This is a genomic window from Oceaniglobus trochenteri, assembly GCF_020529025.1.
Lineage (GTDB): Bacteria > Pseudomonadota > Alphaproteobacteria > Rhodobacterales > Rhodobacteraceae > Oceaniglobus > Oceaniglobus trochenteri.
In genome coordinates this window covers 68,777-85,303 of sequence record NZ_JACNMM010000008.1, presented here as the reverse complement: position 1 = coordinate 85,303, position 16,527 = coordinate 68,777, and the positions used below count along the sequence as shown (strand labels likewise).

Here is a 16,527-nt window from a genome sequence, read left to right as displayed (position 1 = left end):
CAAGGGCCGGCTTAGGCTTCGCCGCGCCCTGCGTCAACGGGAAAGCGGGCGGCGATGTCGGACAGGGTGGCCATGTCGCCGCCACTGAGCGCGCCCTGCCCCCAGGGGCGGAAGCGCAGGCGCACCGCCGCAAGCAGCGTGGCGTGATCGACATCGGCGGTGAACCCCGCCCTTGCGGCGAGGTCGCGAAAGGCGGCCTCATCGGTCCCGTCCGGTCCCTCTTCGCGCGGCGAGGGCCAGATGGCCAGCCCACGGCGCGCCAGGCGCTGCCAGTCGAATCGCGGCCCCGGGTCGATCTTGCGCCCCGGCGCCAGGCAGGAATGGCCGATCACCCTTTCGGGGGGAATGGACCAGCGATGCATGATGCCCGCCAGCAGATGCTCGAGCGCGTCCATCTGCGCCGCCGGAAAGGGCGAGGCCCCATCATTGGAAATCTCGATCCCGATCGAGCGCGAGTTCACGTCGCTGACCGCGCCCCACCGCCCCGCCCCGGCGTGCCAGGCACGATCCGCCTCGCGCACCATCTGGGTGATCCGGCCGTTGCGCCCGACAAGATAATGGGACGACACCTGCGAGGCGCCGTTGCACAGCCAGTCACAGGCGCGGCGGGCGCTGTCCATGGCGGTGTAGTGCAGCACCACCATGTCGGGCAGCACCCCGCCGCGCCGCGCGCCGAAATTGGGCGAGGCGCGCCAGGCGGTATCGCCGCTGCTCAGTTGCCCGCGACCTTGCGGAACGGCGTCGGATCCCAGTAGCAGGCAAAGCCGTCGCCGTCGGGGTCAACGCCCTTGCGGTCTTTCTGGGGGCCGCCGTTGCGCAGGAAATCCTCTTGCGCCTTGTCCGACGAACTGTAGCTGGCACAGGCGCGCAGGAACTTGGAATCGGCGTTGAAGCCGCCCCTGCTGTACATCTTCTGGCCCACCGCGTTGGTGGTCGACAGGGCATAGGCGACGATGTTCGGCGTATCGTCGCCGGGGCGCGTCGGCACGGCCGTGGGCTGCACGACCTTGTAGGCCGCCCGCTGGCGCGCCAGACGCTCGGCGTCGGATTCGATGGTCTGACGTTCCGAGACTGCGCCGAAATCCTGTTCGTCGGAAATGCCCGGATTGTTGGTTCCGATGGGCGTGGTGGCCACGGGAGGTGCGGCGGGAATGGTGGTGCCCGGCGTGGTGGCCGAAACCGGTGCGCCCGGCGAAACCGCCCCCGCCCCGGCATCCGCGCCGCCCGCCACCGGCAGACCGGCCGAGCGCAGCTCTTCGCCCGAAATCACCGGGCGGTTGGGGGCCGAAGGTGTGGTGGCCGTGGCTGCACCATCGGTCTGCGTGCCGGGGGGAAACACCGATTCGCCCCGCTGCAGCGCCAGTTCACGGTCGATGCGCGATTGCTCATAGGCTTCGTAGCTGGAAAACCCCACGCCCGCGCCGCTGTCGGGGATCGCCGGCTGACACGCGGCCAGACCAAGGGTCGCCACTGCGACCGATACGCGCCATGCGGTGTTCTGCATCAGTGTTCCGCCCTTACCCATCGCCATTCTTTCGACCGTCGGTCTTACCACCATTTCGCGGGCTTGGCCACAAACCCGGCCGCACGTTCCAGTGACCAGGCCGTATTCAGCAGATCGCCCTCTTCCCAGGGGCGGCCGATCAGTTGCAGCCCCAGGGGAAGCCCCTGACCATCCAGCCCCGTCGGCACCGCGATGCCCGGCAGCCCGGCAAGGTTGACCGTGACGGTGAAGACATCGTTCAGGTACATCTGCACCGGGTCGTCGTGCTTCATGCCCAGCGGAAAGGCCGCCGAGGGCGTCGCGGGCGTGAGAATCGCGTCGACGCCATCGGTGAAGACCGTCTCGAAATCGCGCTTGATCAGCGCGCGGACCTTGCGGGCGCGGTTGTAGTAGGCATCGTAGAACCCCGCCGAAAGCACATAGGTGCCCACCATCACCCGGCGTTTCACCTCGGCGCCGAAGCCCTCGGCGCGGGTCTTCTCGTACATCTCGGTGATGCCGTCGCCCGGTGCCAGCTTCGCACGGTGGCCAAAGCGCACCCCGTCATAGCGGGCCAGGTTCGACGAAGCCTCGGCCGGGGCAATGACGTAATAGGCCGGCAGGGCGTATTTCGTGTGCGGCAGCGAGATGTCGACGATCTTCGCGCCGGCATCCTTCAGCATGGCGGTGCCGTCTTCCCAGACCTTCGCGATCTCGTCGGGCATGCCGTCGATGCGGTACTCGCGCGGAATGCCGATGGTCTTGCCGCGGATGTCTCCGGTCAGCGCGGCCTCGAAATCGGGAACGGGCAGATCGGCGCTGGTGCTGTCTTTGGGATCGTGGCCGCACATGGCGCCCAGCATGATCGCGGCGTCGCGCACGTCGCGCGTCATCGGCCCGGCCTGATCGAGGCTGGAGGCAAAGGCGACGATGCCCCAGCGCGAACAGCGCCCGTAGGTGGGTTTGAGCCCGGTGATGCCGGTGAAGGCGGCGGGCTGGCGGATCGACCCGCCGGTGTCGGTGCCCGTCGCGGCCAGGCACAGGTCGGCGGCCACGGCGGCAGCGGACCCGCCCGAGCTGCCGCCCGGGGTCCGCTGGGCGCCATCGTCGGCCTTCCAGGGGTTCACGGCATTGCCATAGGTGCTGGTCTCGTTCGACGAGCCCATGGCGAATTCATCCATGTTCAGCTTGCCCAGCATCACCGCGCCCGCATCGAACAGGTTCTGCGAGACGGTGGATTCGTACTCGGGGCGGAATCCGTCCAGGATCGCGCTGGCGGCCTGCGACGGCACGCCCTTGGTGCAGAACAGATCCTTGATGCCAAGAGGAATGCCGCACATCGCGGGCGCCTCTTCGCTTCCTTTCAGTCGCTCATCGGCGGCGGCGGCCTGGGTGCGGGCAACTTCGGGGGTATGGTGCACGAAGGCGTTCAGCGCCCCCGCCACTTCGATGGCCGACAGGCACGCCTCGGTCAGGTCGGTCGCGGTGAAATCGCCCTTGCGCAGCCCGTCACGGGCGGCGGCGATGGTCAGTTTGTTCAGATCGCTCATCATTCCACCACTTTCGGCACGGCAAAGAACCCCTCGCGGGCGTCGGGTGCATTGGACAGGACGGCGGCCTGCTGATCGCCGTCGGTCACCACGTCGTCGCGCCGCTTCAGCCGCTGGGGCGTCACGCTTGTCATCGGTTCGATCCCGGTCACGTCGACCTCGTTCAGTTGCTCGATGAACCCGAGGATCGTGTTGAACTCTTCCGCCAGGGCGGGAAGTTCGGCGGGATCGACCTTGATCCTGGCCAGTTTTGCCACCTTGGCGGCAGTTTCGGTGTCGATGGACATGGGCGGCTCCGATGCAGTTCCACCCGGCGTTTAGCGGGTGTGGGGTGCGGCATCAAGCATCTGCCGCCCCGCCCCGCCCATCAATCGGCACCGCGGACGTTTCATCGCGCGCGCCGCTTTGCTAATCTGCGGGGCAAACACCCGGAGGACAAGATGAAGATCACCTGGCTTGGCCACAGCAGCTTTCGCATCGAGATCGCCGATCAGGTTCTGCTGATCGACCCCTGGTTCGACGGCAACCCCGCCTTCCCCGAGGGCCGCAAGGACGAGGCGACGGCAGGCGCCACCGCCATCCTGCTGACCCACGGGCATGGCGACCACGCCAGCGAAACCGCCCCCCTGGCCCAGGCGTTGGGGGTTCCGGTGGCCTGCATCCACGAGCTGGCCGAGGGCATCTTCGGCCCGGCGGGGGCCGAGGTGATCGGGTTCAACAAGGGCGGCACGATCCAACTGGGCGAGGTTGCCGTCACGATGGTGAACGCGGTGCATTCCTCGAGCATCGATTTCGACGGCACGTTGCGCCCCGCCGGAAGCGAGGCGGGTTTCATGATCGCGGGCGAAGGCCATACCATCTATGTCAGCGGCGACACCGACATCATGGCCGACATGGAATGGATGGGCGAATTGCACGCCCCCGATATCGGCATTCTTTGCGCCGGGGGCCATTTCACCATGGACATGAAGCGCGCGGCCTGGGCGGCCCGGCGGTATTTCGATTTCAAGACGGTGATCCCCTGCCACTACCGCACCTTCCCGTTGCTGGCGCAATCGGCGGACGAGATGGTGGCCGCCCTGCCCGGCGTTCAGGTTCTGACGCCCGAGGTGATGGAGAGCGTCACCCTCTGACCCGGCCCCTCAGCCCGCGTCGGATTCCAGCGCGACCATCAGCTTGGCCAGAAGCCGGTCAAGCTGTTGCGCCTCCTGTGCGCTCAGGCCGGTCAGCAGGGCGTTCTGCGTGGCGACATGATCGGCCAGAACGCCCTCCACCAGCGCAAAGCCGCGATCCGTCAGCTTGACCACGGCGCGCCGGGCGTCCTCGGGGTCGGGTGAACGGGTGATCAGCCCCGCCTTGACCAGTTGTTCGATCCGGTTGGTCATCGTGCCCGAGGTGATCATCATGGCGTTCATCAGCGCCCCGGCCGAAAGGGCGTGGGGCGCGGGGGCGCGGCGCAGGGTTGCAAGCACATCGAAGCCCGCAGCGTTCAGCCCGTGGCGCGCAAAGGTCGCCCCCATCCGGCGCGAGAACTGATGCGCGATCCGGCTCAGCCGCCCGACCGGGCCCATGGCCCGCAGATCGAGATCGGGCCGCGCCAGGCGCCATTGGTCCAGAATCCTGTCGACATCATCCATGGGGCGCAGATTAGGCTCCATTTATCTTGACTTCAAGATTTATGGATTTATCTTGATATCAAGATAAATGGAGCCGCCATGATCCGCCCCCTCGACATCCTGCTGACCGCCCTGGCCCCCTGCATCTGGGGCAGCACCTATCTGGTCACCACCCAGATGCTGCCCGAAGGCTATCCCCTGACCGCCGCGACCCTGCGCGCGCTGCCTGCCGGGCTCTTGCTGCTGGCGCTGACCCGCACCCTGCCGCGCGGCGGCTGGATCTGGCGGTCGGTCGTTCTGGGGATGTTCAACTTCTCGATCTTCTGGTGGCTGCTGTTCGTGGCGGCCTATCGCCTGCCCGGCGGCGTGGCGGCCACCGTGGGGGCGGTTCAGCCGCTGATCGTGCTGTTCCTGGCCAGGCTGCTGCTGAACCAGGCGGTGCGCCCGGCGGCGGTGATCGCGGGGCTGGGCGGATTGGTGGGCGTTGCGCTTTTGGTGCTGGGCCCGCGCGCCGCGATGGACATTCCCGGTATCGCGGCGGCCCTGGGCGGGGCGGTTTCCATGGCCTTCGGCACGGTTCTGACGCGGCGCTGGCAACCGCCCGTCTCGGCGCTGACCTTCACCGCCTGGCAGCTTGTGGCGGGCGGGATGCTCCTGCTGCCCGCCGCGCTGCTGCTGGAACCGCCCCTGCCCGCGCTGACGCCTGCGCATGTTGCCGGCTTTGCCTATCTGGGGCTGATCGGCGGGGCAGTGACCTATGTTCTCTGGTTCCGGGGCATCGCCCTGCTGGGCCCCTCGCGCGCCGCGCCCCTTGGCCTGCTCAGCCCCGTCGCGGCGGTTCTCTTGGGCTGGGCATTCCTTACCCAGGCCCCCGGAGCCATTCAGGCTCTGGGCATGGCCATGGTCATCCTCAGCGTCTGGGTGGGGCAGAGGGCACAGGCCGCGCCAACCGCCCCCGATGCGATCCCCCTGCCCGACCGGAGCGCGCCGCGCCATCCATGACGCATCGCCCGTCAAACCGGGACATCACACAGCCGGTCACAAAAAGTTTGTTCGGAAATAACTGAACAGACTTGACCGACGGCCTTCATCACCCTAGCTGCCCTCCAACCCGGAACAAGGCGACAGCACGGAATGGATCAGGAAGCAGACATCAAGACCGTGCGCACCGCGTTCATCGAACGCATGGGCATGGTGGCCCACCATGAGGGCATGCCGCGCATGGGCGGGCAGATCCTGGCGATGCTGGTTTTCGACGGCACCGCCATTTCCTTCGGCGATCTGGCCCGGCGCCTGCAGGTCAGCCGCGCCACGATCAGCACCAGCGTGCGGTTCCTGGAAGAGCGCGGCCTGATCCGGCGCCTGAACCGGACCGGTGAGCGGCAGGATTACTTTCAACTGGCCGAAGATGCCTATGCCACGATGTTGCGCCATGCGCGCACCGGAACCCTGAGGGCGATCTCGGAGATCAGCCAGACCGCCGCCGAACTTCCCGCTGGTAGCGATGCCATCCGACGAAGGCTGGATGAATACGCCGGTTTCTACGAAGCCATCGACGCCTCCATCCTCGACGCAATCTCGCGTTTCGAAACGGCCGATACCTGACAAACCAGAACAAGCGCGGCAACGCGACAGGAGATTTCCCATGGCAGACGATTCCTCGGCCAAGCCTAAAACCCTTGCCTTCGACAATGACGCAGGGTCATCCCGCTCAAAGTGGGTGGCATCGGCGCTGGTGATCGGCATTGTCGGCTGGATGGGCAGCGGTTTCTTCCTGCCCGCCGAGCAACCCGCCGAACAGGCAGCCGACGAAACGCCTGCGCAACGGGCGGTGGCCGTGGCCGTGCGCCGGTCGGTGGCCGAGGACGTGGCGCAGGTCTTCGTGGCCGAAGGCCAGGCCAAACCCGACCGTGACACGATGATCCGTGCCGAAACCTCGGGGCAGATCGGTGAAGTGCTCGTGTCGAAAGGGGCGGACGTGACCCAGGGGCAGATCATCGCCCGCATCGACGTGGCCAGCCGCGCCGCCGACCTGGCCCGCGCCGAAGAGGAACTGGCCCGCGCCCAACGCGATTACGACAATGCCCAGGCCCTGCTGGAACGCGGCGTCGCCACCGCCGACCGCGTGGCCCAGTCGCGCGCCACGCTGGCCGCGGCCCAGGCCTCGGTCGCCGAGGCGAAAGAGGCCACCGACAACACCGAACTGCGCGCCCCCTTCGCCGGGCGGCTTGAGGCGCTGAACCTGGCCGAGGGTGAATTCGTCGCCACCGGAACCGAGATTGGCCGGGTGGTCGACAACACCCCCCTGACCATCACCATCCAGATCCCGCAGCAATCGCTTTCGGACATCAAGGTGGGCCAGTCGGCCGAGGTGAACTTCATCACCGGCGCCGAAACCAAGGGCGAAGTCACCTTCGTGGGCAGCAGCGCCGACCCCCAGACCCGCACCTTCACCGCCGAGATCCGCGTGCCCAACGCCGATGGCGCCGTGCCCGCCGGGATCAGCGCCAAGGTGCGCATTCCCACCGGTTCGGTCACGGCGCATTTCGTGTCCCCCGCCATCCTGTCGCTGGGCACCGACGGCACGCTGGGGGTCAAGACGGTCGAGGACGACAATATCGTCGCCTTCCACGAAATCTCGATCGTGCGGGCCCAAACCGATGGCATCTGGGTTTCGGGCCTGCCCGAAGAGGCGCAGATCGTCACCATCGGTCAGGGCTTCGTGAACGCCGGTGAAAAGGCCGCACCCCAGGAAGAACCCGAGGCCGCGCCGAAAACCGACACCGGCGCAAACGAAACCGCCGATGGCGTCACCGTGCCCGAACCGGAAAAGGAAACCGACGCGACGATCATCGAGGCCGCCCGGGAGAAAACCCAATGAACACCCTGATCGACGCGGCCTTCAGCCGTACCCGGGTCGTCATCATGTCGCTGGTGATGATCCTGGCCGTTGGCGCCTATGCCTATGTGGCCATTCCCAAGGAAAGCTCGCCCGAGATTCCGATTCCGTTCTTCTATGTCTCGACCGGGGTGGACGGCATCACCCCCGAAGACAGCGAACGCCTGCTTGTGGAACCGCTGGAAACCGAACTGTCCAGCCTGACGGGCCTGAAACAGCTGACGGGCACCGCCAGCGAGGGGCACGCCAGCGTGCAGCTTGAATTCGAACCGGGGTTCGACACCGAAATCGCCCTGGACAAGGTGCGCCAGGGGGTCGACCGCGCCAAGGGCGAACTGCCCGAGGACGCCACCGACCCGACCGTGACCGAGATCAACACCGCCCTGTTCCCGATACTGACGGCGATCCTGTCGGGGCCCGTTCCCGAAAGGACCCTGAACAGCATCTCCGAAAGCCTGAAGGACGATATCGAAGGGCTTGAGGGCGTTCTCGAAGTCGACGTCGGCGGTGCGCGCGACGAACTTCTCGAGGTGCTGATCGACCCGACGGTGTTTGAAACCTACAACATCAGCTTTGAAGAACTGATCGGGCAGATCAACCGCAACAACCGCCTGATCGCCGCCGGTGCCATCGAGAACGGCGCCGGGCGCATCGTGCTGAAGGTGCCGGGGCTGATCGCCAACCTTGAAGACGTGATGAACCTGCCGGTGATCGTGCGCGGCAACACCGTCGTCACCTTCGCCGACATCGCCACAGTGCGCCGCACCTTCGAGGACCCGACCGGTTTCGCCCGCATCAACGGCCAGCCGGCCCTTGCCCTGGAAATCAAGAAGCGTTCGGGCAGCAACATCATCGACACCGTCGCCGCAGTGCGCGCCCTGATCGAAGAGGCATCGAAGGACTGGCCCGACAGCGTGAACGTCGCCTACATGCAGGACGAAAGCGAGCAGGTGAAGACCATGCTCAGCGATCTCGAGGCGAACGTGATCGCCGCCATCATCCTCGTGATGATCGTCATCGTCTGGGCGCTTGGCGTACGCTCGGCCTTTCTGGTGGGGCTGGCGATTCCGGGGGCCTTCCTGGCCGGTGTGACCGTGCTCTGGGCCATGGGGTACACCATGAACCTGGTCGTGCTGTTCTCGCTGATCCTGGTTGTGGGCATGCTGGTGGATGGCGCCATCGTGACCACCGAACTGGCCGACCGCAAGCTGCAGGAAGGCAGCCCGCCGCGCGAAGCCTATTCCATCGCCGCCAAAAGGATGGCCTGGCCCATCATCGCCTCGACGGCCACCACGCTTTCGGTGTTCTTTCCGCTGCTGTTCTGGTCGGGGGTCGTGGGCGAATTCATGAAATTCCTGCCCATCACGGTGATCCTGACGCTGACGGCCTCGCTTTTCATGGCGCTGGTCTTCATTCCCGTGGCCGGGGGCATCATCGGCAAGCGCCCGCCGCAATCGGCGCGGGACAAGGCCCAGCTGCACGCCGCCGAACTGGGCGATCCGCGCGATCTCAAGGGGTTTGCCGGGGGCTACGTCAAGATCCTGAACTTCGCGATCCTGCGCCCGCTGGCCACCCTGATCATGGCCATCGCCTTTCTGCTGGGCGGCTTTGCGGCCTATGGCAAGTTCGGCAACGGCATCAGCTTCTTTCCCTCGGTCGAACCCGATTTCGTGATGGTCCAGGTGCGCGCGCGCGACAATTTCTCGATCTTCGAGAAGGACGCCCTGGTGCGCCGGGTCGAGGAGCGGCTGTTCGACTACGACGAGATCAAGAGCGTCTACGCCCGTTCGACCAGCGGCGGCGGCGGTCAGCAGGACGAGGATGTGATCGGCACCATTCAGCTTGAGCTGACCGAATGGGACACCCGCCGCAAGGCCGAGGTGATCAACGAACAGATCCGCAACCAGATGGCCGACATCGCCGGGATCGATGTGCAGGTGCAGGCGGCCTCGAACGGGCCATCGGCGGGCAAGCCGGTCAGCCTGCGGGTGCGGGCGCGCGATCCGCAGGTGCAGCAAGAGGCGGTGCAGGCGATCCGCGATGCCATGGACCGGATCGGCGGCTTTACCGACGTGACCGACACCCGCCCCCTGCCCGGCGTCGAATGGCGCATCGCCGTGAACCGCAGCGAGGCGGCACGTTTCGGCGCCGACATCTCGACCCTGGGCCAGGCGGTGCAGCTTCTGACCCGTGGCATCACCGTGGCCGATTACCGGCCCTCGGATGCGGATGGCACGGTCGATATCCGCGTGCGCTTTCCCTCGGGCGACCGTACCCTGGAAGAGTTGCAGGGCCTGCGCGTGCCCACCAGCGCCGGACTTGTCCCCATCGCCAACTTCGTGACCTTCGAACCGGCGCCCCGCTCGGGCACCATCACGCGGATCGACCAGCGCCGCGTCGTCAGCATCGAGGCAAACGTCGCCCCCGGCCTTCTGGTCAACGACCAGATTGTCGCGCTGACCGCCGCCATCGACAAGCTGGACCTGCCCGAAAGCGTCGAGGCCAAATTCGCGGGTGAGGCGCAGGACCAGCAGGAATCGATGATCTTCCTGATCGGCGCCTTCATCACCGCCATCTTCCTGATGTTCGTGATCCTGGTGATCCAGTTCAACAACTTCTATCAGGCCTTCGTGGTGATGAGCGCGATCATCTTTTCGATCGCGGGGGTGCTGTTCGGGCTGATCGTCACCGGGCGGCCCTTCGGCGTGGTCATGGGCGGCATCGGGGTGATCGCCCTGGCCGGGATCGTGGTGAACAACAATATCGTTCTGATCGACACCTATAACGACCTCAAGCGCGCGGGCATGTCACCACTGGAAGCCGCCCTGCGCACGGGGGCCCAGCGTCTGCGCCCCGTCGTCCTTACCTCGGTCACGACGGCGCTGGGGCTGATGCCCATGGTGATCGGCGTTAACCTGAACTTCTTCACCCGCGAGGTGGTCTATGGCGCCCCCTCGACCCAATGGTGGACCGAGCTTTCCTCGGCCATCGCGGGGGGGCTGGTTGTGGCGACGGTGCTGACCCTGGTGGTGACACCCGCGATGCTGATGCTGGGGGAAAAGCGCAAGCGCCGCCACTTGCCCGCCGGCCAGGTTGAGGACGACAGCAGCACGCCAGCGCCCGCACCGGCCTAACGCCGCCAGATCGCGGTCTGATCGCCCCCCAGCTTGGAATGGCCGAGGGGGCGATACTCCTCGGCCAGAGCCTCGGCCGCCGGATCGGGGTAGAGCGTGAGATAGGCTTCGAGAAACGCCAGGTTGAAACCCTCGATCTCGTCGCTGCCGTCAAAGAAGGTCTGAACCTCGCCGGTGATGGCGCGGGTTTGGGCACCGTCTTCCAGATCACCCAATGCAAAGCCCACCGCCCGGCGCAGCGCCTCGTCGCATTGCCCGGTGATCGGCAGGTTCAGCCGGTTCAGGCGGGCGGCGGTGACGGTCAGCGGCGCGATGGCGTGCAACTGGTAATGCAGCGCAAAGCGGCCGCGGGTCATTTCCTGCGGCAGGCTGCCGTCGGGGGCCGCGGAACACAGGATATAGCTGGCCGACCAGGCCGACCAGCCCAGCATCGCGGCATCATTCGCCAGTTCCCCTATTGCGCTGCCCGCCAGCGCCGCCCAGGCCCGCAGATTGCCCCGTGCTGCACCTTCGGTGGCGGTTTCCCAGTATTCCATCTGCGCACGCTGGCGGCGATGCAGCCAGTCGCGCACCACCGCACGATCATCCTGCCGCGTGGCGAAGGGCGCGGCCTGCAAGGCCGTGAGGCCGAAGGCGGCAAGGCGCGATCCGATGGTCAGTTGCGACGTATTCGAGCGCAGATCGCCCATGGCATCGGCCCGCGCCCAGACCGCCATGCGCGACAGGACGCAATCGGCGATGGCCTGCCTGTCGGTGTCTTCGGCAAAAACCCGGTTGGCATCGTCGGTCAGGTCGCGCAGGAAATCGTCGATCGGGCCAAGTTCCTCGTCAACCTCGCGGTCGGCCTTTTCGTCCAGGATGCGCCCCGGCCCGTCGGATTCGGCATAGCGGCTGCCATAGGCCAGGCTGAACACGGGTTCGGGCGCCGGGGGGCAGCCCTGCGCCATGGCCAGCCCCGGCAGGATCAGCGCCGCCGCCACCGTGCCCGCCCGGATCATTCTGTCACCCCAAGGCGCAACAGCCGGGCCAGTTCGCCCGCCCGCCCGTGGCCCAGGGTGACCGCGCGATCAAGCCAGCCAAGCGCGCGATCAATGTCGCGGCCAACCCCGATGCCGAAGCCGACAACATAGCCGAATTCGGTCATCGCCACACCGCTGCCCGCCTCGGCGGCCTCTTCCAGAAGGCGGGCCGAGCGTTCAAGGTCACCGGGCTGGCGCGCCGTTTCGCGCAGCAGCATGGCCAGTTCCACCTTGGCGCCGGTATCCCCCGCCCCCGATGCCTGTTCAAACAGCGCGGCAACATCGAACCTCCTGCCCGCCGCCTCGCGCACGGGGCGCACCGCCTTGCGATAGGCGGCCAGAACCCAGGCGCGGTCACGCGGTTCGCCGGTTTTCGTCAGCGCCAGAAGGTGATCGCCCGCCGCCTCGGCATCATAGGTGCGCAGGTCGGGATCGGCGGTCAGGCGGAACAGCCGCCGGTGGGCCGACAGATCGCCATCCGCCAGGGCGCGCTGTTGCACCTCGAGGTCGGTCGGCGCGGCGCCCTCGTCGAAGGCTTCGGACTGACGGTCGGACAGGCGCAGCTTGGACAGGACGTTGCCGCCTTCGATAACCAGCGATATGCGCCGCCAGTGATAGGCCAGCGCGGGCGTGTCGCGGATGGCGTGGGCCTCGCCCAGTTCGTCGATATCCTTGGTGCCGCAGTTCATCAGCGAAACGGCGCGGTCGAAGTAATCCTCGGCCTTTTCGTCGGATACGAAGGGCAGCGCGAACATCAGCGCCAGGAAATCGCCCCGGTCCTCGATGATCTGGGCCAGCTCCTCGTAGATGCTCTGCGCGCTGACCCGGGGGGCAAGAAGGCGGGCCTTCAGCCGGATCGAGGCCCCCTCGCCCCGGTTGCCGGCACGGGTCAGCAGGTCGATGATCTCATCCGCGATCCCGGGGTGCTTGGCGTTGTCCTCGACCAGGGCGATGGCCAGGTCAAGCGCCGTCGTCACCCCGTTGTTCAGATAGACCCGCCGAAACAGTTCAACCGCCAAGGCGCGTTCGAAGGGGTTTGTGGCGAGTTCGAATTCAAGCTCGGCAAAGGCCTCCAGCGCCTGGTCGGAATTGTCCAGCCGGTCGGCCCAGCGACGGTGGGCGCTGTCGCGCACGAAGGGTTTCACCTGGATCTGCTGAAGGTAGTTGGCCAGCGACTGGGTGCGCCCGTCCAGCGCCTGGGTCTGGATCTGCGCCACGGTCAGCGGTTCCTTGAACGGGTCCAGCGCGATCAGGTCGGTGGCCGAAACGCCCACCGTCTGGTGCAGCGATGCGCGATAGCTGCGCGCCCAGCCTTCGGCCTCGTGCAGGCGGGGGGCGTCGTTCACCTGGCAACGATAAAGCGCGTCAAGATCGTCCATCGCCTCGGGCATGGCATGGCGCGTGACCGCCTCGGTCAGAAGGTCGATGGCCCGGCCCAGCCTGGCCCTGTCATCGCGGTAGCGCACTAGCATCTTGCCCAGCATCCGCGTGCCTTCGCCATCCTGAAGACGCACGGCCGACTCGAGCAGGGCCATCGCCTCGGCCTCGCCGGCCCAGCGGCCACGGCGCACCAGAACCTCCTTGGCCAGCGCGGTATGAACCCAGCCGGGTGCATCGGGCAGCGTCAGCAGTTCGCGCAGGTACTTCATGTAGGGGGAATCGTCCTCGTCGGCCTCGATCCCGTCGATGTTCACGGCAAGGTTGAACAGCGGCGACACCGCGGGGCGGTGACGGCCGGTATCCTGCGAGTGGTTGAACCCCAGGATCGCCTGCAATTCGGCATCATCCACCGCCCCCGTCGATTTCAGCGCGGTGACCTGGCCTTCGGATATCGCGATGCCGCGTTGGGCCGCCAGCCGCAGGTAATGCAGCATCACGGCGTTGTCCTTGTCGATGGCATCGGCCGAGAGGTGGAATTCCACCACCTGCCAGGCGCCCTCGGCGCTGCCCATGTCGGCGGCGAAGCGATACCAGGCATAGGCGATCTGCGGGCTGCGGGTGACGATATCACCGTTCAGGTATTCCCGCGCGATCCTTTCGGCCCGGGCACAGACGCCGGGGTTCATCTGGCCCAGCAACCCGCCAAAGGCCATGGCGACGGTCAGGTCCAGCGGTGCATCCCACCCTTCGACCGCCTGCCACTCAAGCGCCATGCGCACCACCTGCAACAGGGCGTTGGCATTGCCCCCGAAGGCGGCGGCAAGGATCAGGTCGCGCGCCAGGTCGGTGTTCCGTTCAACCCCGATTCCGGTCATGTAGTATTGCGCCAGGACCAGCCGTTCGTTGTCGGCAAGCTGATCGTCGCGGTGGCGCAGTTCGTCGATCAGGCCCGAAGCGCGCAGGGCATCAAAGCGCCCGGCGTCGATATGCAGGGCGACCCGCGCCAGAAGCTCTTCGGTGCCCGCGAAGGTTTCGTCGTATTCGGCCAGCCGGGCAATCAGCGTTTCGATGAAATCGAACCAGCGGTCGGCATCCTCGGCCTGAAGGCGGCGGATGTCGCGGCCAAGATAGAGGATCCGCAAGCGGTTGGTCAGTTCCTCCTCGTCCCCCTCGACGGTCAGATCGTCGGGCTTGTCCTGGCCCGACCCGATGCAGATGTCCTGCGGTTCAAGCTGCGGCGGCAGAAATGCCACCTCGACGGTGCGGGCCTGCGCCGGGGGCGGGGCCAGCACCGAAAGGACAACGCAGGCGCCCAGGGCCAGGGCGCCAAGAGGGTTCAGCTTCATGGTCAGCCCTTCCCGGAGTAGGTGCAGGCAAGGACACGCGGCGCGGTGCCGAAATTTGCCAGCAGTTCGATTTCGACCGAGACGGCGCCTTCAGGCCAAAGCCCCGACAGCGGCATGGCAAAGCGCCCGTTGTGCACCTGGCCGGGGTGGCGCAGGATCGTGCGCGCCCGCGTCTCGCCGTTGCGGGCACGGAAGATGAACCGCGCCTCGCGGCTGGCCACCCCCGCGGCATCCAGGAACAGCGTATGGTCCTGCGCCGGGTCCAGATCTTCCAGATCGACGCTGATCCAGTCGGTGCCGGGTGTCGAGAACACCTTGAGCGATACGGTGCAGGTATCGCCCGCCATGGCGATCAGTTCGCGCATGGGCTGATCCCCGGCATGGGCCAGCTCGGCCACCACCGGCATTTCCCAGACCAGCGCGGCGGGGCGCGCGGCGCGAAAGGCGGGCGATGTCAGATAGCTGCTGATCGCGGCGAAGGCGCCGCCGCCCTCGACGGTGTAATGGCCCACCTCCTGGCCGGTCGCTTCGGCCAGAAGGGCGGGGAAATTCGTCACTGGCTCACCCGTGTATTCGGTGCCCACCACCGCGATGCCGCCCCCCTTCAAAAGCCCCGAAAACAGCGATGTATCCTCGGGGCGCTGAACACCGTTGGGGCCTTGGGCGTGAACCTCGGGCGTGGCGACGGGGGGCACCATCATCTGGCAGTGCTGCTGGATCTGCGCGTACATATGCGAGGGCAGAACAACCTCGTCCCCTTGCCGGGTGGCGATTTGCGCCCCCTGCCCCCCGGTCACCCCCGACAGGCGCGCGGCCACGGCCTGCGCGGCCAGGCGCGCGCCCGACACGGTCCAGCGGTGATCGACCTGGAAATAGGCTGGCGCGCTGGCCTGGGCCTGCACCATGGCGCGGCGGGCATCGGCGGTGGCGATGCCGCGATCCTCAAGCCGCTTGACGATATCAAGATAGACCGTCGTGGCCAGGTCGGGGTCAAAGCCGAAATCCTCGGTCTCGGCGGTCAGGGAACCGGGCATGGCTAGGCTTTTCGTCGGCACCGGCAGCAGGATCAGCCGGGTACCGTTGGCCGCCAGGGCATCCGAGAACTCCCCCAGCCTCTCGACCGTCTGGTCCGAGAAATCAAAGAAGTTGCGCAGATCCGGCTGCACGCGGAAGAACACGCCGTTCAGCCCCTCGACCACGGGAAGATCGCCCCGTCCGGGCAGGTTGCTGCACCCATAGGCCGATTGCGCCTGCGCCTGGACCGCGCCTGCCAGCCCGCAGAACAGGGCCAGGACCATCCGTCGTATCATCGCTGTCTCCAAGCCTCAGTTCTCCGCCGCAGTGGCCTGCGCCGTGCGGGCATCAAGCAGCGCGATCACGTTTTGCGCCGTCGTCATCACCGCCAGTTTTCGCGACTGCGCCGCCCGCGCCAGATAGCGGCGCGCCTGCGCCACCTCGTCCGGTGTCGGTGCCGCCCTGGCCAGCAGGTTCAGCGCAAGGCCAAGTTCGACCCGCCCGTCCATGGTGGCGGCCTGGGCCATGATCCTGTCGCGCGTCGCATCGGAAAGCGCGCCCAGAAGCCGGCCTTCGCCGTTGAATTCGATCACCGCATCCAGCGCCAGGGCATTGCCCGCCCAGGCATGGGCGTAAAGCACCCGGACCAACCGGTCGAGCCGCGCCGCCGGTTCGCCCACCGGCGCCAGGCGGCGCATGGCCACGATCATGTCGTCCAGCGCATAGACGCGCCCCTGCCCCGCCGCGATGGCGGCGTAATGGGCCACATCAGACGGCGTGGCATCGTTGCCCATGGCCTGCAAACGCTTGGTCAACCGCCAGGCGGCCAGGCCATCGCCCCTGTCGGCCAGGGCGCGCAGGGTGGCAGTGTCCAACCGCGCGCCCCGGTTCATGGCACGCCGGGCGGCCCGCAGGGCGCTGGTGGGCAGTTGCGTGGTGCGGGTCAGGCCCCGGTCGGTGACGACGCTGATCGCGCTGGATTCAGGGTCGGGGGGCATCGACAGGCGCAGCCCCTGCGCCCCCACCCCGGAGCCGAGGGCCAGCGCCAGCGCGGCGGCAAGGCAGGTCAGGCGAAATGTCATTCCA

At 67.0% G+C, this 16,527-nt stretch carries 14 protein-coding genes; 5 read left to right on the top strand and 9 right to left on the bottom strand.

The window, feature by feature from the left end; genetic code table 11:
• Positions 1-11: 11 nt before the first annotated feature.
• The 4 genes from H7828_RS14430 to gatC are packed head-to-tail and all read right to left on the bottom strand — an operon-like array spanning position 12 to position 3,320.
• Entirely contained in the window at positions 12-752 is a 741-nt protein-coding gene (locus H7828_RS14430; RefSeq protein WP_483428769.1) for an N-acetylmuramoyl-L-alanine amidase, read from the bottom strand.
• A complete protein-coding gene (locus H7828_RS14425; RefSeq protein ID WP_226781762.1) occupies positions 713-1,504 on the bottom strand; it encodes a hypothetical protein in 792 nt (263 codons plus the stop codon). The genes H7828_RS14430 and H7828_RS14425 overlap by 40 nt, the downstream gene beginning before the upstream one ends.
• A gap of 44 nt (positions 1,505-1,548) precedes the next feature.
• The gene (gene gatA, locus H7828_RS14420; protein ID WP_226781761.1) at positions 1,549-3,033 is read right to left on the bottom strand and encodes an Asp-tRNA(Asn)/Glu-tRNA(Gln) amidotransferase subunit GatA; all 1,485 of its coding nucleotides are present in this window, start codon (positions 3,031-3,033) and stop codon (positions 1,549-1,551) included.
• Entirely contained in the window at positions 3,033-3,320 is a 288-nt protein-coding gene (gene gatC / locus H7828_RS14415; protein ID WP_226781760.1) for an Asp-tRNA(Asn)/Glu-tRNA(Gln) amidotransferase subunit GatC, read from the bottom strand. The genes gatA and gatC overlap by 1 nt, the downstream gene beginning before the upstream one ends.
• A 153-nt stretch (positions 3,321-3,473) precedes the next feature.
• On the opposite strand from gatC, the gene H7828_RS14410 reads away from it, so the two are divergent.
• Complete coding sequence (locus tag H7828_RS14410) at positions 3,474-4,166, top strand: metal-dependent hydrolase (RefSeq protein WP_226781759.1); 693 nt, start codon at positions 3,474-3,476, stop codon at positions 4,164-4,166.
• Between the two features lie 9 nt (positions 4,167-4,175).
• Here the strand turns inward: H7828_RS14410 and H7828_RS14405 are convergent, their stop codons facing one another.
• Complete coding sequence (locus tag H7828_RS14405; RefSeq protein WP_226781758.1) at positions 4,176-4,691, bottom strand: MarR family winged helix-turn-helix transcriptional regulator; 516 nt, start codon at positions 4,689-4,691, stop codon at positions 4,176-4,178.
• Between the two features lie 57 nt (positions 4,692-4,748).
• Here H7828_RS14405 and H7828_RS14400 point away from each other — a divergent pair, with 57 nt between their 5' ends.
• The 4 genes from H7828_RS14400 (at position 4,749) to H7828_RS14385 (ending at position 10,682) form a co-directional block, all read left to right on the top strand.
• A complete protein-coding gene (locus H7828_RS14400; protein WP_226781757.1) occupies positions 4,749-5,651 on the top strand; it encodes an EamA family transporter in 903 nt (300 codons plus the stop codon).
• A gap of 132 nt (positions 5,652-5,783) precedes the next feature.
• The gene (locus H7828_RS14395) at positions 5,784-6,254 is read left to right on the top strand and encodes a GbsR/MarR family transcriptional regulator (protein WP_226781756.1); all 471 of its coding nucleotides are present in this window, start codon (positions 5,784-5,786) and stop codon (positions 6,252-6,254) included.
• A gap of 40 nt (positions 6,255-6,294) precedes the next feature.
• Complete coding sequence (locus H7828_RS14390; protein WP_226781755.1) at positions 6,295-7,530, top strand: efflux RND transporter periplasmic adaptor subunit; 1,236 nt, start codon at positions 6,295-6,297, stop codon at positions 7,528-7,530.
• The gene (locus H7828_RS14385) at positions 7,527-10,682 is read left to right on the top strand and encodes an efflux RND transporter permease subunit (RefSeq protein WP_226781754.1); all 3,156 of its coding nucleotides are present in this window, start codon (positions 7,527-7,529) and stop codon (positions 10,680-10,682) included. Before H7828_RS14390 ends, H7828_RS14385 begins: the two co-directional genes overlap by 4 nt.
• On the opposite strand, the gene H7828_RS14380 is transcribed toward H7828_RS14385, so the two are convergent.
• Genes H7828_RS14380 through H7828_RS14365 form a run of 4 tightly spaced genes read right to left on the bottom strand, consistent with a single transcriptional unit; the run spans position 10,679 to position 16,523 of the window.
• Complete coding sequence (locus H7828_RS14380; RefSeq protein ID WP_226781753.1) at positions 10,679-11,680, bottom strand: alginate lyase family protein; 1,002 nt, start codon at positions 11,678-11,680, stop codon at positions 10,679-10,681. The genes H7828_RS14385 and H7828_RS14380 overlap by 4 nt on opposite strands.
• Positions 11,677-14,427, bottom strand: coding sequence for an SEL1-like repeat protein (locus tag H7828_RS14375; protein WP_226781752.1), 2,751 nt, complete (start codon positions 14,425-14,427; stop codon positions 11,677-11,679). The genes H7828_RS14380 and H7828_RS14375 overlap by 4 nt, the downstream gene beginning before the upstream one ends.
• A 2-nt stretch (positions 14,428-14,429) precedes the next feature.
• Entirely contained in the window at positions 14,430-15,737 is a 1,308-nt protein-coding gene (locus H7828_RS14370) for an alginate O-acetyltransferase AlgX-related protein (protein WP_226781751.1), read from the bottom strand.
• 15 nt (positions 15,738-15,752) lie between these two features.
• Positions 15,753-16,523, bottom strand: coding sequence for a hypothetical protein (locus H7828_RS14365; RefSeq protein ID WP_226781750.1), 771 nt, complete (start codon positions 16,521-16,523; stop codon positions 15,753-15,755).
• Positions 16,524-16,527 lie beyond the last annotated feature (4 nt).